Below are 20,876 nucleotides of genomic sequence, written 5' to 3' on the forward strand. Positions count from 1 at the left end.
CAGCGACAAGCTGCTCTTTTTACATCTCACCAATCAATTCTCACGCTACACTCCACTGAGAGAGAGAGCGTTTAAAGTCTGAGTAATCAAATTCGTTCAGCTTTTGAATATCACCGTTGGAACGTTCACAGTATACCGAAGGCATACGCAGACCGTTGAACCAATTCAGTTTCACCATGGTGTAACCGGCACTGTCCAAAATGTGCAAGCGCTGGCCAATTTCTAGTGGCTGCTCGAAGTTCGCAACACAGAACTGGTCACCAGCCAGACAAGAACACGAACCAATCACGTATTCATGATCACCGTTTTCAGATGCTTCCAAGATTGACGCAGGCTCGTTGTAAATCAAGGTATCTAGTCGGTGCGCTTCCGTTGCCGAATCCACAATCGCAGTCTTCTTCACGTTTTCTACGATATCGACCACAGTCACCACAAGGTCCGTGGTTTTGGTGATGATTGCCTCACCCGGCTCTAGATACATTTGCACGCCGTGCTTTTCAGAAAAGGCTTTCAGCGCTAGGCCTAATTTCTCGATGTCATAGCCTGGCCATGTGAAGAACACACCACCGCCCATGCTCACCCAATCAAGCTTATCGAGATATTCGCCAAATTGCTCGGAGATCGAATCTAGCAAGCCGATGAACGCATCCACGTCTTTGTTCTCACAGTTCATGTGGAACATCACACCATCAATGCCATCGAAAATTTCCGGCTTGATGTGGTCAGCTTGTACGCCTAGACGAGAAAACTGACGTGCAGGGTTCGCTAAGTCTTGACCTGCGTAGCTCACACCTGGATTCAGACGAAGTCCAATCGACGCTTTACCTTCAACGATATGGCGGTAAGCCGCTAACTGTGACTGCGAGTTGAAAATCATCTTGTCACAGATATCCGCGACTTCGCGTACATCATCTTCGCTGTAACCCACGCTGTATGCATGTGTTTCACCACCAAACGTTTCGTAGCCAAGTTTCACTTCAAACGGACCAGAGCTAGTTGTGCCGTCTAGGTAAGGCTTGATGATGTCAAATACACCCCATGTTGAGAAGCACTTCAGCGCCAACACTAGCTTCACGCCCGAAATCTCTTTCAACTGTTTCGCTTTCTCAAGGTTCTCAATCAACTTATCTTCGTTGATCATGAAGTACGGGGTTTTAAGTTCTTCTTTCTGAAATGTCATTTTATGTACTCAAACAGTCTCTAGAGATGAAAAAGGATAAATAAAAGGTTGGTGTCATTTACTTTGATTTTGTCCTGTCTGAACGAAGTGAGTTACAAAACCAAAGTAAATGATACCTTTCCGTAAAGGCACTAGTCAGTAAAGAGGGAACAATCCATGTCCCCTTCAATCAACGATTAAACGTTCAATGCTTATTTATTAAGCTCGTGAATTATTGGTAGACCTTGACCCGCTTCCAACTCCTGAACGTGCCAATCTAGACCGATACTTGGCATTGTCTCTAGGAACGGATCTGGATCTAGCTGTTCCATGTTGAACACGCCTTTATCCGCCCACTTACCACGGAAGAATTGCAGCGCAGCAGTAATGGCAGGAACACCTGTTGTGTAAGAGATCGCTTGGTGCTCAACGTCTTGATACGCTACTTCATGGTCTGCGTTGTTGTAGATAAACACACTACGCTCTTTACCGTCTTTCTTACCTTGAACCCAAGTACCGATACACGTTAGACCTGTGTAGCCTGGCGCTAGTGATGTTGGATCTGGTAATAGTGCCTTCAACACGTGTAGAGGCTGTACAACAGTGCCATCGTGCAGCGTGAGTGGATCTGGGCTCAATAGGCCGATATCACGCATTACATTGAAGTAGTTTAGGTAACGGTCACCGAAACCCATCCAGAATTCAATGCGTTTTGCAGGGATGAATTCTTTCATTGAACGAACTTCATCGTGCGCCATTGAGTACACTTTGTGTGAACCACAGTTCGGGAAATCAAACTCTAGCATACGAGAGTGACAAGGCACTTGCTTCCACTCACCGTTTTCCCAGTAGAACGAGTCACCCTGGATCTCAAGCATGTTCGTTTCTGGGTCAAAGTTGGTTGCGAACTTCTTGCCGTGATCGCCTGCGTTTACGTCCATAACGTCGATCGTATCGATTTCATCAAACAGATGCTTCACAGCGTACGCCGCGAATACCGACACTACACCTGGATCGAAACCCGCACCTAGAATACCTGTGATGCCCGCTTCTTCGAACTTTTCACGGTAACCCCACTGCCAGTCGTAAGCCTCTGGCACTTGCTGACCTTCAGAACAGAGATCAACGGCTACTGATGTATCTAGGTATGAAACTTTCGCTTGGTAACACGCTTCCATAATGGTCATGTTAACCCAAGGAGGACCTGCGTTAATCACAAGATCTGGCTTCACTTCGTTAATAAGAGCAACGAGTGCATCGACGTCATCAGCATTCACTGCGCGTGCTTCGAGTTTCTTAGATGCATCTTTGAGGTTATTTTTCTTCTGAATCGATTCGATGATTTTTTCACACTTACCAACCGTGCGAGACGCAATAGTAATATCTCCTAAAACGTCGTTGTTTTGTGCCGCTTTGTGTGCAACAACCCAACCAACACCACCTGCACCAATCTGTAGAATAGCCATAGTTTTCCGTTACCTTTATTAAGCTAGCTCAGCCGCTAGCGTGTTAATTTTCAAAAGCAAAGATTCAAAATCCGCTGTCGTCAAACAAGGGTTTAAAATCGTAAATTTAAGTGCGGTTTTACCATCAACGATGGTTTCACCGAGAACTGCAATACCGCGAGTCAACGCTTCAAGGCGCAACGCTTTGTTCAGTTCATCAAGATCAGCACACACATTGGTTGCGCGGAAAAGAACCGTTGAAAGTGCTGGTTCAGCCAGAAGCTCGAACTGACCATGTGCACGAACCATCTCAGCAACGTCTTTCGTTTGTGCCAACAAGTGATCGTACATATCACCAAGCGCTTTAGGACCGACGTTTTGCATCGTCATAAAGACTTTCAATGCGTCAAATCGCTTCGTCGTTGCGATAGATTTGTCCACCAAGTTTGGTAGCTCATCGTGTTCGCGGTTTAGGTAGTCAGCATGGTGAAGCAAGAACTTAAAGTTCGACTTGTCGTTCACCAGCAACGCGCCACAACTGATTGTTTGGTAAAACAATTTGTGGAAGTCGACACTGATCGAGTGTGCACGCTCTACACCTTTCAGGCGAGATTTGTGACTGCTAAGAATCAGAGCACCACCATAAGCGCCGTCAACATGCATCCACATCTCATGTTTCGCTGCCATATCAGCAATGAAATCAAGTTCGTCAATCGCACCGTGATCGGTCGTCCCCGCCGTGCCAACAATCGCGAATGGAATCAAGCCTTCTGCTTTTGCCTGAGTTAGAACTTGATCTAATTGGCTTACGTCCATTGTGCCGTCAGCGTTCGCATCGACGGTCATCACGGCTTTCTCACCTAGCCCCATCCAAGATGCTGACTTTTGAACCGTGAAGTGTGATTTCTTAGAGCACACAATGCGCAGTTTGTCTGCGTAATCCGGAAGACCCAACTTCTGAATAGAGTGACCGCTTAGCTTGTCAGCAATCCAATCACGAGCCAGCATTAAGCCCATTTGGTTGCTTTGTGTGCCGCCGCTAGTGAAGATGCCGTCCGACTTTTCACCAAGTTCGTACTTGTCACACAACCAGTTTATGACTTTCTGCTCAACGTAAGTCGCAGACGACGCTTGATCCCATGAATCCATTGATTGGTTCAATGCTGCAATCATGGCTTCTGCCGCGACTGCTGGCATAAGAGGCGGTGTATGTAGGTGAGCAATGCAATCTGGGTGCTGAGTGAAAATCGCATTCTTCGCAACGAGCTCTGCTGCTTCATCAATTACAGATTTTAGCGATGCGTTTTTGTTGTCCAGATCAACTGCGTTAATTGCCGCTTCGAGCAGTTTTGGATCCATACCAGAGTATGGCGCGTCCACCTGCTCGAATACTGACTTCATCGCAGCTGTGGTGTGATTCATTACTGAGGCAAACTCAGTACCGCCTAGTTCACCAGTTTGAATGAAGTGCTTCTTCCACTCTTCTTGTGGGTCCGCTTCAACGTGGCTACCGCCTGCTGCGATGATCGCATCTTCTAGTACACGTAGTGCAAAGTCGATTTGCTCGAAAGAGATAATCAGTGGTGGAAGGAAACGAATCACCGAACCGTCGCGGCCGCCCTTCTCAACCATTAAGCCACGCTCAAGCGCCGCACGTTGAATCGCAAGTGTCAATTGACCATCTGACAAAGGCTCGCCAAACTTGTTTAGCTCGCCACTTGGATGTTTAATCTCAACGCCAAGCATCAAACCTTTGCCGCGAACATCTGCAATACAGTTGACGCGCTTTTTAATGCTCTCAAGACCAAAACGAAGGTACTGACCAGCAACGTTAGCGTGCTCGACAAGGTTATCACGCTGGATGATTTCGAGCGCTTTCGCACCCGACACCATTGCCAATTGGTTACCACGGAATGTACCGGTGTGCTCACCTGGTTTCCATGTGTCGTGTTGTTTGTTGATCACCAATAGCGACATTGGTAAACCACCACCAATCGCTTTAGACAAACACAAAACATCCGGAACAATACCTGCTTCCTCAAACGCGAAGTTGTAGCCAGATTTACCTACACCACACTGAATTTCATCAAAAATTAGTAGGATGCCGTGCTCGTCACAGATACGACGCAACTCACGTAGCCAAAATGCAGGTGCTGGAATAACACCACCTTCACCTTGCACAGGCTCTACAACGATCGCCGCAGGCTTCATGATCCCTGCTTCATCATCGTTCAAAAGACGTTCAATATAACGAATACCCGCTTTCGCGCCTTCATCGCCACCTAGACCAAAAGGACAACGCAGATCGTAAGGGAATGGCATAAAGTGGACGTCTGACATCAAGCCAGTGCGACGAGCTTTGGTGCCCAAGTTACCCATCATACCCATGGTGCCGTTTGTCATACCGTGGTAAGCACCGCGGAAAGCGAACATGGTGTTACGACCAGTTGTCTGCTTTGCCAGTTTGATTGCCGCTTCAACCGCATCCGCGCCAGAAGGACCACAGAACTGGATCACACAGTTGTCGCTCAACTCTTGAGGAAGGAAGCCTTTAACAGACTTAATAAAATGCGTTTTCGCTGAGGTCGCGATATCGAGAGTCTGGTATGGCAAACCTGAATCCAATTGTTCTTTGAGCGCTTGGTTGATCTCTGGATGGTTGTACCCAAGAGCCAATGTACCGGCGCCCGCAAGGCAATCTAGGAAGATTTGACCACGCGTATCTTCGACTAAACAGCCATACGCTTGTTTAATCGCAATCGGTAAACGACGTGGGTATGAACGAACTTCAGATTCGTGTTGTTCTTGGTCGAGTAACACCTCATCAGGCGTTAAATCATAAAGACCTTCCACAGTTGGAATCTGACGAGAAAATGGTGTTGCGATCCCAGCGTCTAGGGCTGGCGTATCGACTTCAAAGGCTGTGCTCATGATTTAATCCCATGAAATGTAAATGAACACTCGCAATTTCACGCAATGGGTGAACGCAAGGTACAGTCAGCCGCCCCAATGAAGTAAATCGGGTACGACAAATCACTCCGCATAACAAGACGCGGATTACATGTAAGAAATTAGATCAAGGTTCAGTAATGCAACTGTCTTGCAGAACAGGGCATTGAGGGAGAACGAAGCTGATTATTGTGTGTTTGTTAAGTGAGTTCAATGTTGGGTTTCCCATTCACATGCCGCATCCACGACATTAGTATCCCGTCTATCGGTAAAAGAACTTACCGATACCTACCCTACGCGATGCTCACTCAGCCCGAATGAACACCTCGCGTATCCCCCAGAATGTCTTTACTAGACTCTCGTCCGAGATTGCGCGCGAAAGTATCATAAAATAAAATCTTCTGGCAACAATTTTTCACTTTTGAATGTTAAATTATTTATTCATCTATCAAAAAGAGGCGAGTGTCTTAACTCGCCTCTCTATCTTTAGCTAAAAACACTCTCGAGCGCACTTACGCCGCGTCAGTTTTTAGAACTTGAGTGAGCATTTCCAGCTCATCCGTTATCGCATTGCTTGCGATAAGGCCCGCATCGGCAAAGCTGTCATAGACACCTTCCAAAACGATGGTCTGCTCTCGGCCTTCGTCACTCACGGTAAAGACTACATCGTCTTCACTGAGACTCACGTCTATTTGATTAACCAAATCGGCGACTTCAACGTTATCATCGTCTTGCAGTATTTCACGCAAGTCGATTAAATCACTGCCTAGTTTGAAGTTATCAATCACATCGGTACCATTGTCCAGCGTGGTATCAAGCCAAGTAAACACGTTGCTATTGTCGTCACCAAGCATCATTTGATTGCCTAGCTGCGCGGTTAAGTCCTCCCCTAACTCGGCAGATAGCACCGTGTATTCCGGAGAATCAGACACATCGATGGTAACGGTCGCTTCATTGCTTATTGCCAGATCAGAGTCGACAGCAACGTAATCGAACGACACATCTTCCGTGATGTCTTGGTTGCCGGATAAGTATCTAAACTCCCAGTTACTCCCTGTTGAACTGAGCTCCATTTTCGTGATTGGATTGTCAGGAGATGAATAGCTAAACTCATAAAGAATTTTGTCGTTTCCAACCTCCCCTTCATCTTTTTGATACTGCTCCACAGCCGTCGTGCCATCTGCAAAGGTGTATGTGACCTCAACATAGACGTTGCTATTTGTGTTAAAACCCGCGCCCATTCCATCTAGGCCAAATGTCAACACATCCAATGGGTTATCGCTTAAATCAACAATTAACGTCTCCTGCGCGTTGAGCCCGTTGCCATCAGTATCGCCAATCCCCCATCCAACGTGAGCAGGGCCGCCAGTGTACTGTTTGAGTGGTTTGTCATTGTTATCAGTAATACTGATGCCAATTGTGTTGCCGTTGTCCAGCGTGATGAGTCGCTCGGTATCGCTGACATACTCACCCCAGTTGTAGAATCCATCTTCATCCAAAACAATATTGTCCGGATCACCAGAGTAACCTATTTCAAAGGCCTCCCCTGGTCCTGGAACATAGCTGATGTTATCAGGATCAAACAATTTGCTAGAGTCAATCTCGGCACCGATCACATGCAGATCCGCTTCGGTAATGACGCGAGTGTCACCAAAATCATCGGTGTACAGCAACGTCCCATATTCTGGTAAGGAAGTCAGCATGACGTTGAGTTGTACATCGTTGAAATCGTCGTCTTCATCTGATATATGGTCAAATTCCTCAACATCAGAGTCAAACACAATCGGTATCACTATGGCTTCTCCGGCATCAACCTCAAAGTCCTCTGCCACCGGCAACTCGTTGACATTCAACTCGGTAAGAACCACATCAATATTGGTCGACTTCTGAATACCGAATCCATCCACTTCTGTGGCAGTTACCACTAATGTATGCGCATTGGCCAATGCCTCGAAGTTGTTTGTAAACGCAAGCACACCAGCAACCGTTAAGGAAATTGATCCACTTGAAGAGTCAATCGCGAACAATGGCTCATTAGCATCATTGGTCACATTGGTGGTGATACTATAGGTGACGTCTTCGCCATCAGCATCGGTTGCAGATACGGTTCCGATAACATGTTCGTCGTTGTTGTTTTCATAGTAGGAGAATGAATATTGATCACCATCATTCGCATCAAACACCGGAGAATTGTCATCAATATTGAGTTCTTCAAGCGTGACTTGAACGTCAGTAGATTTAATTGGACCAAGTCCATCAACTTCCGTAGCGGTCACGACAAGGCTGTGAGTATTATCCGCAAGTTCAAAATCATTGGTAAAAGCAATCACACCAGCGACCGTCAAACTAATTTGACCACTGCTGGTATCAATTTCAAACAATGGCTCGTCTGCATCATTGACCACATTTTCTTTAATGCTGTATACAATCTCCTCGCCATCAACGTCTGCCGCTGAGACGGTGCCGATAACATAGTCATCGCTAGAGTTTTCATCATAACTAAAGTAGTACTCGCCCTCTTGGTTGGTGTCATTGAAGGTAGGGTCGTTGTCATCTAGGTTCAGCTCGCTGAGCTCAACGTTGATGTTGGTGGCTTTCACGTCACCTAAGCCTTCGTCTTCGGTGGCGGTGACGACAATGTTGTGCACGTTCGATGCAAGCTCAAAGTCGTTGGTAAAGGCGGCGACTCCGGCTGCGGTTAAGCTGATTTCACCGGAGTTGGCGTCGATTTCAAACAGCGGCTCATCGACGTCGTTGGTGACATTGGTGGTGATGCTGTAGGTGACGTTTTCACCGTCGCCATCCACCGCTACTAAGGTGCCAATTACATCGCTATCGAGTGAGTTCTCGTTGTACTCGAACGCGTAGTCCTCGACGGGATTGTCATCGTCATCGACAAAAATAGGACTGTCTTCATCCAGGTTCAGCTCACTGAGCTCAATATTGATGTTGGTGGATTTCACGTCGCCTAAGCCTTCGTCTTCGGTGGCGGTCACGACAATGTTGTGCACGTTTGACGCAAGCTCAAAATCGTTGGTAAAGGCAGCGACTCCGGAGGCGGTTAAACTGATCTCACCGGAGTTGGCGTCGATTTCAAACAGCGGCTCATCGGCGTCGTTAGTCACATTGGTAGTAATGCTGTAGGTGACATTTTCACCGTCGCCATCCACCGCCGCTACCGTACCAATCACATCGCTATCAAGCGAGTTTTCGTTGTACTCAAACGCGTAGTCCTCCACCGGGTTGTCGTCATCATCGACAAAGATCGGGCTGTCTTCATCAAGATTCAGCTCACTGAGCTCAACGTTGATGTTGGTGGATTTCACTTCACCCAAGCCTTCGTCTTCCGTGGCGGTCACGACAATGTTGTGCACGTTTGACGCAAGCTCAAAGTCATTGGTAAAGGCAGCGACTCCGGCTACGGTTAAGCTGAGCTCACCGGAGTTGGCATCGATTTCAAACAGCGGCTCATCGACGTCGTTGGTGACATTGGTGGTGATGCTGTAGGTGACGTTTTCTCCGTCGCCATCCACCGCCGCTACCGTACCAATCACATCGCTCTCAAGTGAGTTCTCGTTGTACTCAAACGCGTAGTCCTCCACCGGATTGTCATCGTCATCGACAAAAATAGGACTGTCTTCATCAAGATTCAGCTCGCTGAGCTCGACATTGATGTTGGTGGATTTCACCTCGCCCAAACCTTCGTCTTCCGTGGCGGTCACGACAATGTTGTGCACGTTTGACGCAAGCTCAAAGTCATTGGTAAAGGCAGCGACTCCGGCTACGGTTAAGCTGAGCTCACCGGAGTTGGCATCGATTTCAAACAGCGGCTCATCGACGTCGTTGGTGACATTGGTGGTGATGCTGTAGGTGACGTTTTCTCCGTCGCCATCCACCGCCGCTACCGTGCCAATCACATCGCTGTCGAGTGAGTTCTCGTTGTACTCAAACGCGTAATCCTCGACGGGATTGTCATCGTCATCGACAAAAATAGGACTGTCTTCATCAAGATTCAGCTCGCTGAGCTCGACATTGATGTTGGTGGATTTCACCTCGCCCAAGCCTTCGTCTTCGGTGGCGGTGACGACAATATTGTGCACGTTCGATGCAAGCTCAAAGTCATTGGTAAAGGCGGCGACTCCGGCTGCGGTTAAGCTCAGCTCACCGGAGTTGGCATCGATTTCAAACAGTGGCTCATCGGCGTCGTTGGTGACATTGGTGGTGATGCTGTAGGTGACGCTTTCACCGTCGCCATCCACCGCCACGACCGTACCAATCACATCGCTATCAAGTGAGTTTTCGTTGTACTCAAACGCGTAATCCTCCACCGGATTGTCATCGTCATCCACAAAGATCGGGCTGTCTTCATCCAGGTTCACCTCACTGAGCTCGACATTGATGTTGGTGGATTTCACTTCGCCTAAACCTTCGTCTTCGGTGGCAGTCACGACAATGTTGTGCACGTTCGACGCAAGCTCGAAGTCGTTGGTAAACGCGGCGACTCCTGCGGCGGTTAAGCTGATCTCACCGGAGTTGGCGTCAATTTCAAACAGCGGCTCATCGGCGTCGTTGGTCACATTGGTGGTGATGCTGTAGGTGACGTTTTCTCCGTCGCCATCCACCGCCGCTACGGTGCCAATTACATCGCTATCAAGCGAGTTTTCGTTGTACTCAAACGCGTAGTCCTCGACGGGATTGTCGTCATCATCGACAAAAATTGGGCTGTCTTCATCCAGGTTCAGCTCACTAAGCTCAACATTGATGTTGGTGGATTTAACTTCGCCTAAACCTTCGTCTTCGGTGGCGGTGACCACAATATTGTGCACGTTCGACGCAAGCTCAAAGTCGTTGGTAAACGCCGCCACCCCAGCCGCGGTTAAGCTGACTTCACCGGAGTTGGCGTCAATTTCAAACAGCGGCTCATCGGCGTCGTTGGTGACATTGGTAGTAATGCTGTAGGTGACATTTTCACCGTCGCCATCGACCGCGGCTACGGTGCCAATCACATCGCTCTCAAGTGAGTTCTCGTTGTACTCAAACGCGTAGTCCTCGACGGGGTTGTCATCCTCATCGACAAAGATAGGGCTGTCTTCATCCTGGTTCAGCTCACTGAGCTCAACATTGATGTTGGTGGATTTCACGTCACCCAAGCCTTCGTCTTCCGTGGCAGTCACGGCAATGTTGTGCACGTTCGACGCAAGCTCAAAATCATTGGTAAAGGCGGCGACTCCGGCTGCGGTTAAGCTGATCTCACCAGAGTTGGCGTCAATTTCAAACAGCGGCTCATCGACGTCGTTGGTGACATTGGTGGTGATGCTGTAGGTGACGTTTTCACCGTCGCCATCCACTGCGGCTACGGTGCCAATCACATCGCTATCGAGTGAGTTCTCGTTGTACTCAAACGCGTAGTCCTCGACGGGATTGTCATCCTCATCGACAAAGATAGGGCTGTCTTCATCCAAGTTCAGCTCACTGAGCTCCACATTGATGTTGGTGGATTTCACCTCGCCCAAGCCTTCGTCTTCCGTGGCAGTCACGACAATGTTGTGCACGTTTGACGCAAGCTCAAAGTCATTGGTAAACGCCGCCACCCCTGCTGCGGTTAAACTGATCTCGCCGGAATTGGCGTCGATTTCAAACAGCGGCTCATCGGCGTCGTTGGTCACATTAGTGGAGATGCTGTAAGTGACGTTTTCGCCGTCGCCATCCACCGCGGCTATCGTACCAATCACATCGCTATCGAGTGAGTTCTCGTTGTACTCAAACGCGTAGTTCTCGACGGGATTGTCATCGTCATCGACAAAGATCGGGCTGTCTTCATCAATGTTGAGCTCACTGAGCTCAACATTGATGTTGGTGGATTTCACCTCACCCAAGCCTTCGTCTTCGGTGGCGGTGACCACAATGTTGTGCACGTTTGACGCAAGCTCAAAGTCATTGGTAAACGCCGCCACCCCTGCGGCGGTTAAGCTGAGCTCACCGGAGTTGGCGTCAATTTCAAACAGCGGCTCGCCGGCGTCGTTGGTGACATTGGTGGTGATGCTGTAGGTGACGTTTTCACCGTCCGGATCAGATGCAGACACAAGACCGATGACGTCAGTATCAGTCAAGTTTTCGTTGTAATTAAATGAGTAGCCGCCGTCATCGACATCCTCAAAAGTCGGTGGATTATCGTCTAGGTTTTGCTCATTGAGGAAAACATCAACGTCGACAGATTGAGGCTCTCCAACCCCATCTCCCTCTGTCACGGTAACAACGATATTGTGCGAATTGGAAAGTTGTTCAAAATCATTCACAAAAGCAGCACTACCCGCTTCAGTTAAGCTGATTTCCCCTGTTGCAGGGTTAATTTGGTAAAGGTCGTTGCCCTCGCCGTCTTGAAGGTTAGTAGAAATACTAAAGATTAAAACGCTGTTGTCCGGATCCGTCGCAGCAACTTGGCCTATTGTTTCTCCTGCACTTGCTCCCTCAGAATAGTCGAACGAGTAAGAGGTCACATTAAACGGTGCAAGATTAACCTCATCTGCCGGTGCATCTTGCGCTGTCGCCACAAATTCCGGCAGGTCATTGGTCCCATCAATCGCAACAGAGACACTTGCAATTGTGCCATCTCCAGACTGAACTTCGAAAACTTCTGCAATAGAATCGCCAACGTTTAGCTCATCGAATGCGTGATCAGCGGTAAACGTCCAATTGCCCTCAGCGTCAATCGAAAATAGACCATACTCTCCTTGCACATCCGTCTGGGGAATGAAGCTCGTATCCTCCGACTCGGTCGCAACCAAGCTTCCCGTCAATACTAACGGCTCGTCTGTTTCATCCGCTCTAACTGAGTCATCGCCCAAAATAATCGCTTGGAGTGTCAGTGAATCTTGTACAACATCCAACAGAGAGAGACTTTGAGTTTCAGAAAGCCCTTGCGATTCCAATCCCGTTGTATCGAACGACGTTGACGCTATGGTTTCCGAGCCTATACGTTCGATATCACCCGATCCCGTCAGGCTAGACCCATTTTGCCCACCCGCTGCGGTCGCAAACTCTTCGTTCAAGGTTGGATCGACGCCTTGCTCGATCTGGTCGAAAATGGCCGCTATTTCATTGTCTAAGTTGAGCTCACTCAACACACCATTGTCGTCAACCAGCTGCGCATCTATCTGAGGAGGCGCGCTATCACCTTGTTCGGCAGAGACGACCACTTCACCAGGTTGTGGGGATTCACCAGGAAGTAGCTCTCTAACCTGGCCATTGGCATCAATCACGACGACTGAGTTTGCTGTTGCAAATAGGGACGAACTGTTCGTATTCATAGTCAAACTTCCTAATTGTATGACTAATTGAAAAGCCAAAATTCGGCTATCCAGTTTTTTTAAACGTAAGGGTGCATCCTATAAAGCTAGTCGTCTCACAACTGATAAACCAATTAATGACAAAAAAGTACCAACGAAAATTGATAAAAACATTATTAAAACAATTAAAAGTTAAGACATAGCGCTCACTTTTTGACTATCTAGACTAAGCTTTTCTTATCATTAGTACCTGTTCTCCATCACAAACCCATTTTCGTGAGCCGCTCACGCTCGCGCTTAAGGAGGCCACCTTGAACTGGAAAACATCCATGATTGCCAGTTGTATCGCACTCGCTAGCTTTAATAGTCATAGCCAAACTTTAGAGCAAGCCGTCGCGATTACCCTTGCAACCAACCCAGAAATTAAAGCTGTGTTTAATGAGTTTAAAAGCGCAGTAAAACAAAATTCTGCGGCTGAAGGCGCCTACCTTCCTAGCATTGATCTAGACGCGGGCATCGGTTACGAAAGGATCAGTCCGGCAGATTCGACCGGGAGAGACACCACCAACTTAACGAGAAAAGAAGCGACTGTGAGCCTAACTCAGCTTATTTGGGATGGGTCAGCGACACTTAACGATATGGATAGAACGGCGGCAGAAGCCGAATCCATACGTTTGCAACTCCTATCAGACGCGTCAGACATGGCATTAAAAGTAACTGACGTCTACTTGGAAGCAGTCAAAGCAACCGAAGTGCTCGCACTATCTGAAAGTAATTTAGCGGTTCATAAAGAAATATATAGAGACATAAAGCGCAGAGCAGAATCAGGGATTGGATCAACGGCTGATGTTTCTCAAGTCGAAGCGCGAATTGCCAAAGCACATGGTAACTTGCTCGCGGCGCAAAACAACTTGATTGATACCCACACCCAGTTCAAACGATTGGTGGGTCAAGATCCATTGGGATTGATCTACCCGAGAGCAGATGAAAGCAAACTGCCTTTATCACTCACTGATGCCATCATTCAAGCCAACGACAACCATCCTGTGATCCAGCTCTCGATGATAGATGTCGATGCAGCGCGCTTCCAATACAAACAATCTAAAGGTAGCTTCTATCCCACATTCTCTATTGAAGCGAGCCAAACCTGGCGAGACGATGCCGGAGGCGATGAAGGAAGAAGCGAAGAAACACTCGCGATGATCAGGATGAGATATAACTTGTTCAATGGCGGCTCAGACTCTGATCTTTCAGAAAGAGCAGCATATCAATTGAATAAAGCCAAAGATCTCAGGGATGAGGCATATCGACAAGTTGAAGAAGGGTTGCGACTCTCTTGGAGCGCTCTAGATCTCACCCTACAGCAAAAAAACTTCCTTGCAGACCATGTTGACTCCGCCGCTGAAACCGTTATCTCCTATGAGAAACAATATCGAATCGGTCAACGCACATTGCTTGATTTACTCAACACAGAGAACGAATTGTTTGAGGCGAGAAAAGACTATCTCGACGCTCATTACGCTGAGCAGTACGCAAAATATCGCGTCATGAATGCAACAGGCGTTCTTTTAGACGCATTACTCGTTGATACGCCGAAAGAGTGGAACGAAAGAGTGGAGTACTAAATATGAAAAGTTTAATCATTGTTCCTCTGTCTGTTTTGGCTACAACGGGTTCTTTTATAACCACAGCACAAGATGAGTATGACTATATAGCCGCTCCTGTTGCAGAGCAAATAGCGGACTTAACTGACGACGATAAAGATGGAGTGGTTAACGCCCGTGATCTCTGCCCTAACACACCGGAAGGTGCCCTTGTCGATAATGACGGGTGCGGTGAATCACTCAAAAACGAAGAAGAGCGGCAATTAAGAATTCTATTTGCTAACGATTCCTACGAGATTAATCCAATCTTTTCTGACCAGATCAAAACGATGGCAGAGTTTCTACAAAAATACCAATCGGCCTCTATTCAAATTCAGGGCTTTGCTAGTAAAGTCGGTTCTCCTGAGTACAATCTGGCGCTGTCTAGAAAGCGTGCTCACGCAGTGCAAGATGAACTTATCTCTTTCGATGTTGATCCAAGCCGAGTTTCCATCGTTGGCTATGGTGAAACTCGATTAGAAGCAGAAGGTGACGACGAAACCTCTCACGCCCTTAACCGAAAAGTAACCGCGACCGTTGTAGGATTAAGCGAAGTTGTCGTTGAAGAGTGGACGATATTTACGTCGAAAGAGAAGTAGCTAACCTAAATACGAAAGCGCCTCGTCATTGACAAGGCGCTTTTGGTTCTCACTTTAGCAAAATTAGTGGTGGGAGTTCACTTCATTTGCATTGTTCGCCGTTGAAGCTTTTGCAACTGGCAAAGACAATCTAAGTAACACATAGCCTAACACTGCTGAAACCGTTGACCCCATGAGGATGCCCAATCGAGCGAAAGTGTCGAACTGTACGTTCGCTTGGCCAAACGCCAGTGACGATATGAATATCGACATAGTAAAGCCAATACCACACAACACAGATACAGCAAAGATATGCTTAAAGTTGATCCCTTCTGGCAACTTGGCAACACCCAATTTTACCGCAGCCCAGCTGAACGAGAAAATACCCAAAGGCTTACCAACTAATAGACCCAGTGCGATACCGAGTGGCAGCGCAGTGCCTAAGCTTGAAAGTGATACGCCCTCTAGTGAAATACCTGCGTTCGCAAAAGCGAAAATAGGCAAGATTGCGAAAGCAACATACGGGTGCAAGGCATGTTCCATGTGTTTCAATGGAGAGTAAGAGCCGTTATCCCCTTTAAGTGGGATTGCAAAACCGATAACCACACCTGCAAGTGTCGCGTGTACGCCCGATTTGAGTACCGCAACCCACAAGATAAAGCCGACAATCATATAAGGTGTTAGCTTGGTCACATGCTTGGAGTTCAAGAAGAACAGTAGTGCCGTCATGGCAAAACCAATCGCCAATGCCGTGGTTGACAGATCGCTCGTGTAGAACAGTGCGATTATTACTACAACACCAAGATCATCAATGATCGCTAATGCAAGAAGGAACACTTTTAAGCTCACAGGTACACGCTTACCGAGCAGAGCCATGATACCTAGTGCAAAGGCGATATCCGTTGCCGCTGGAATAGCCCAACCTTGAATCGCTTCTGGATCACCAGAGTTAAACAATACATATACAAGTGCAGGTGCTAGCATACCGCCAACAGCTGCAATGGCTGGGAAGATAGCGGTCTCTTTAGACTTTAGCGCACCTTCAAGAAGTTCTCGTTTTACTTCTAAGCCAATAAGTAGGAAAAATACCGCCATTAAGCCGTCGTTGATCCAGTGCGACACTGACATACCTAACACATAAGTATGAAGCGTGCTCTGGTAAAGATCCCCTAATGGCGAGTTAGCAATTGTCATAGCGATGGCAGCAGTAATAACAAGCAGAATGCCGCCCGCTGACTCCATCTTAAAAAAATCGCGAATAATATCACTCATGATATCTTCCTTATATTTATTATGTTAATAAGCGATTAACAAAGAATACGAGTGTATAGTTTACGAAACCACAGGAATAATCGCTTGTTTAGAGTTTTTATTTCGGAATTTCCGATAAAAACTCGAGCAATTCCTTCCATTTTCCTTAGCCAATTATAGGCAAGATGAAGCAAGAACCCCAGAAATGCAAAAAGCAGCTTCCCATATCACGAGAAACTGCTCTCTTTCACCCAAACCGACTACGGTTATCACTATCACTAATAACCGGTCAACTGCATAAATCCATTCGCATCATGCGTCCCCGTTGTTGTCACTGGCCCCTCCCAATACGGAATGACAAAAGGCAGCCAAGAATCAGCATTCACACTTTGTGTCGTTACACTGATCTCATGCTTCGGAATATCAATAGACCACCGAACAGGTACCACTTTTCCATTTGGTAACATCGTCGATTGTAACGGTGCCATCTTCACATCCTCTGAGGTGAGGTCAACGACCTTTCCATCTGTGGTTGCTAGCGTGCCAAACAAATAGGGCAGCTGTTTATCATGGCGGTAACGGCTAAGAGACAATGTTTGCTCATCATCTAAATGAAGGACAAACCAGTCCCAACCTTGTTGACCTTCAGCCATCAAGCCACTTCCCCACTCTTTACTCATCCATGCTTTTCCTTGAACGGTTAACAAGCGGCCATCACCCAAGTTGAGGAGTCCTTTGGCTCGCAAGAACGGCGCAGACAAGTTGTAAGAAGAGACAGGTAAAAGATCATGCTTTTGACGATAACCTCGTTCACCGGGCAATACGTAAGGGCCGCGCGTAATCGTGGTTAACTGAACATCAAATCCATCGGTCGATACGGTCAGTTGCCCAGGGAATGGCGTATGAGCTAACGAGCGCCAGTTCCAGTTATCAATCCATGTTCTAAATGGGCGGTTAGACATCCCAGCCTGACCAATGCCGCCTCGAGCAATACGTTGTTCTCTCCACACGCGTTTTCCATGGGTCACCACAATGTGAGAGACGAAAATCTGCGGGCTTAACCAACCCGACCAATCGCTATCACTGCTTGCAATTCGAAAGTAGCTCCACTGAATGCCGTACTTCTCACCGTATTGATCCGTGACATTGGCAAAGTAGTGCCACCACTCGTGCTGAAAGGCATTATGGAATGCAAAGTCACGCGGCAAAATAACGGGTTCATCAGGCAGAACGGGTTCGAATACTTGATTTGATTGTGCCAGAAAAACCGAACTGACGGCGTCGCTGGTTGTAGCCACGGTGTTCTTGTCTTCGTCATGATTAGAATAGATGACATTTACCAAAGACAAAACGGCGAGCACAACAAGAAGAAACGCTATTAATTTTTTGCTCATGTTATAGCGATTCCCTCAATGACTTCATGGCGGTCCCGCGGATCATTCGTAACACTGGTATTGCACCGGCAACAACCAAAGACATCATCGCTAGCAGGCCCGTTTGCAAATACGCACTTGGAATAAATTGCAGCTCTAACGTCCAACCAAACGACTGCTTGATAATAATATCGACGACTAAATTCGCTAAGGCTATCCCTAAAGGCATGGCAATCAAAATAGACACGGCACCAAAAACAAAGAGCTGTAAGCTTCCCATTAGGACGAGCTCCCGTCCCGACATTCCCAAGCACCTCAACACTGAGATGTGTTTTTGACGCGAGACTTCCCCTGCAATCGTGGCAAAAAAGATACCGAACACAGCAATCACCAATGTGATGTTGCCTAGCGTATCTGCGATAGAGAAAGTTCTATCAAAAACCCGCATCGCTTGCTTGTGGATGTGGCTGTTATCGAAAATGCGTTCAGAGTCGATTCTAAATACAGACTCCATCCGGCGTTTCAATCCCATAGGGTTGACGCCGTCATTCAACACCGCACCAAGCGCAACGCTGCCACCGCCTGCAAAAGCGTAGAGCCAATTACGATGTGACAAAAGCACTTGATTGTAAGGGTTGCCGTAATCGTAGTAGACACCCACGACTTGCCAGCCTTGCCCTAACCCTTCTGCAAGGTCAACATAATCACCTGGCCTGATATCCAACTTGAGAGCCATCGATTCACTGATCATCACGCCTTTCGAATGGTGCAAATGGTACCAATAGTTTGGCACACCTAATTTTACCGTCAGCGCTTCGAGTTCACCTTCTGATGCCCCAGTGCTAACCACTTGTAATGGCCCTTTTAAGGTGTTGACCTCTTTTTCCCAACGCCACCACACTTTGTCGACTTCAGGCTGCTTACTCAGCCAAGTACTTACACGAGCGGCAGCGTTGGTGTTTGGATAAATATAAAGATCTGCGGCTAAACGCTGGCTCAACCATTTATCCGTTGTATCACGGAAACTGCCAACCATAGTTTCAACACCAATATTGGCCGCCATCGCAAGCATAAACGCCATGGTAGCCACACCGCGATAACTCATACTGGCAGCCGCATCCGCGAAGAACCAACGAGCTTTTACCCACCTTAATGAGTAAGAGAACCCATCAAACACTTTCCACACAAGGAAAGGGGTAAATAGAGCGACGCTAAGTAACATCAATGCAATGATGACAAAGCCAGACTCTTGAGTCTGAGGAGCTTGATAGATCGCAATCGCAGCAACACATAGTGCACATGCGAGTAGCGCTTGAATCGTAAACTCAGTGCCCGCAAAACGCATCAACGACAAGCGTGTTGTTAAACGAATTGGTTGCGATCGAAGCAAGCGAATCAGTGGCCAAGCGCAAGCCACAAACGCCCCAATCAATGAAAGGTAGAGGCTATGAAGACTTGAACTTAAGCTCCACTTCAAAGCCAATCCGACGTTAGCATTATAAAGATCGCCCAAACTGGCTGAAACCGCAGGAACCAGTTGATTGGCTAAGAATAGTCCTAACACGTTGCCGCAAACCCAACTCACCACCACAAGGAAAATCAGTTCAAGCAACAGCGCTTGAGCGAGCTGCCATCCAGATACACCGGTTTGACGGAGAATTCCAACCAATGGCTGACGTTGAACCAAAGACAACGACATCGCTTGATAAAAAATGAACAGGCCAACCAAAAAGGCTAGCATCCCCATCGCGCTCAGATTCATATGAAACGCTTGGGTCAAGGACTCGAGTTGAGTACGAGAACTACGGCTTAGCTCCATACCATTTGGTAAAGAGGATTTCAGTCGAGCCAGTTTAGCTTCTGGCATTTCACCGCAAGCAATAACCGATATACCAGAACGACGCTCCAACATGCGCAGCAGCGACATATCCGCGATGATGCGCGTGCCATTCAACATACCTTCGGTGTCGACGAGGATTGGCCCTAGCTTACTGGCATCTTCTAAGCGAATAAAATCCCCATTTCGCCACTTCATATGATCCGCGAGATCTTGACTAACCAATACTGGGTACGGTGGACGCATCAACTTAAGCGATGCGATGTCCTTCAACATCTCACTATCTTGCATCTTGAGCATGGCAACGGGGTCAATACCCACTAACACGAGATCGGCACCCTGCTCGGTATGAACTCTTAAGCTTTCAAACGGTGCGCACTGGTGGAAGCCATCACGACGCAACTGGACATAAAATCCTTGAGGGATCTTGTTGGTCGTATGTTTTGGACGAATACGGTATGGAAGAGGGTTGGAAAACAGCTTTTCGCCATGCTCATAGCTTTGTTTTGCATGGTTGTTAATCGAGCTCACACCAACAAGGAGTGAAACACCCAAAGTGAGGCCAAGCCAGACAAGGAGGATTTGAAAAGGATAGCGTCTGTAATGGCCAAGTAGTGCTTTAACTACGGGCCATAACATGAAGCTGTCCTCCTTGAAGACGAATCTTACCTTCCATGTGGGCAGCGACTCGCTCACTATGAGTCACCAGTAAAAGCGTGCATTCAAGTTGCTTAGTTAACGAGGTAAGCAATCGCATTACCGCTTCGGCGTTGCGTTCATCGAGACTTCCGGTCGGCTCATCGGCAAGCAGAATTTTAGGTTCCATATACAAAGCGCGAGCAATCGCAGCGCGTTGCTGTTGCCCACCAGAGACTTCCTCTGGGTAGCGGCCAAGCAATGGCATAAGATCAAGTGCGGAAAGGATTTGACGCCACAAACCTTGATCTTCAGGTAAGCCTTTAAGTTGACGACAAAAGCGAATATTGTCAGCAACATTGAGTGTAGGCAGAAGGTTAAACTGCTGGAAAATAAGACCAATGTTGTTTCGTCTATAAGCCGTTCGTTTGCTTTCAGAGACTTGATGCATAGTGAAATTTGGGAACAATATCTCGCCAGAGTCGACCGTGTCTAAACCTGCAATTAGGTTGAGTAACGTACTCTTGCCTGAACCACTTTCTCCCATCAAAGCGATTTGCTCACCTTGGGTTAAAGACAACTCAGCACCTTGTAAAACTGGGTGAAACTCACCACCATCCACATAGCCTTTACTTAGGTCTGTTAGTTGAAGCATCAAAACTCTCGAAAACAAAAAATTCGGACTGTGAATCTACACTAATTCGCCGTAACTAGGAAGC

At 47.4% G+C, this 20,876-nt stretch carries 10 protein-coding genes; 2 read left to right on the plus strand and 8 right to left on the minus strand.

Annotation, left to right across the window (positions count from 1 at the left end):
- Nucleotides 1-40: 40 nt before the first annotated feature.
- The 4 genes from nspC to U9J37_RS04805 all read right to left on the minus strand — a co-directional run bounded on the left by nspC (nucleotide 41) and on the right by U9J37_RS04805 (nucleotide 12,860).
- On the minus strand, nucleotides 41-1,180 hold the full coding sequence (gene nspC / locus U9J37_RS04790; protein WP_005473755.1) for a carboxynorspermidine decarboxylase: 1,140 nt from the start codon (nucleotides 1,178-1,180) through the stop codon (nucleotides 41-43).
- 191 nt (nucleotides 1,181-1,371) lie between these two features.
- Nucleotides 1,372-2,625, minus strand: coding sequence for a carboxynorspermidine synthase (locus U9J37_RS04795; protein ID WP_005473748.1), 1,254 nt, complete (start codon nucleotides 2,623-2,625; stop codon nucleotides 1,372-1,374).
- 18 nt (nucleotides 2,626-2,643) lie between these two features.
- Nucleotides 2,644-5,535, minus strand: coding sequence for a pyridoxal phosphate-dependent class III aminotransferase (locus U9J37_RS04800; protein ID WP_322413922.1), 2,892 nt, complete (start codon nucleotides 5,533-5,535; stop codon nucleotides 2,644-2,646).
- A 530-nt stretch (nucleotides 5,536-6,065) separates the two neighbouring features.
- A complete protein-coding gene (locus U9J37_RS04805) occupies nucleotides 6,066-12,860 on the minus strand; it encodes a VCBS domain-containing protein (RefSeq protein WP_322413923.1) in 6,795 nt (2,264 codons plus the stop codon).
- Nucleotides 12,861-13,168: 308 nt separating this feature from the next.
- Here U9J37_RS04805 and U9J37_RS04810 point away from each other — a divergent pair, with 308 nt between their 5' ends.
- Together U9J37_RS04810 and U9J37_RS04815 are read left to right on the plus strand one after the other, a co-directional pair.
- Nucleotides 13,169-14,464 (plus strand): TolC family outer membrane protein, encoded by a 1,296-nt coding sequence (locus U9J37_RS04810; protein WP_005471982.1) that lies wholly within the window; start codon nucleotides 13,169-13,171, stop codon nucleotides 14,462-14,464.
- A gap of 2 nt (nucleotides 14,465-14,466) precedes the next feature.
- Nucleotides 14,467-15,081: an OmpA family protein gene (locus tag U9J37_RS04815; RefSeq protein WP_005471990.1), complete on the plus strand. Its 615-nt coding sequence runs from the start codon at nucleotides 14,467-14,469 to the stop codon at nucleotides 15,079-15,081.
- Nucleotides 15,082-15,144: 63 nt separating this feature from the next.
- Here the strand turns inward: U9J37_RS04815 and nhaA are convergent, their stop codons facing one another.
- From nhaA to U9J37_RS04835, 4 genes are all read right to left on the minus strand, one after another.
- Entirely contained in the window at nucleotides 15,145-16,332 is a 1,188-nt protein-coding gene (gene nhaA / locus U9J37_RS04820) for a Na+/H+ antiporter NhaA (RefSeq protein ID WP_005472131.1), read from the minus strand.
- A 257-nt stretch (nucleotides 16,333-16,589) separates the two neighbouring features.
- Nucleotides 16,590-17,705: a lipocalin-like domain-containing protein gene (locus U9J37_RS04825; RefSeq protein WP_005472101.1), complete on the minus strand. Its 1,116-nt coding sequence runs from the start codon at nucleotides 17,703-17,705 to the stop codon at nucleotides 16,590-16,592.
- A 1-nt stretch (nucleotide 17,706) separates the two neighbouring features.
- Complete coding sequence (locus U9J37_RS04830; protein ID WP_043886859.1) at nucleotides 17,707-20,160, minus strand: ABC transporter permease; 2,454 nt, start codon at nucleotides 20,158-20,160, stop codon at nucleotides 17,707-17,709.
- A complete protein-coding gene (locus U9J37_RS04835) occupies nucleotides 20,141-20,812 on the minus strand; it encodes an ABC transporter ATP-binding protein (protein WP_005471946.1) in 672 nt (223 codons plus the stop codon). Before U9J37_RS04835 ends, U9J37_RS04830 begins: the two co-directional genes overlap by 20 nt.
- Nucleotides 20,813-20,876: the final 64 nt, after the last annotated feature.

This window comes from Vibrio sp. 16 (assembly GCF_963681195.1).
Classification (GTDB): Bacteria; Pseudomonadota; Gammaproteobacteria; order Enterobacterales; family Vibrionaceae; genus Vibrio; species Vibrio sinaloensis_D.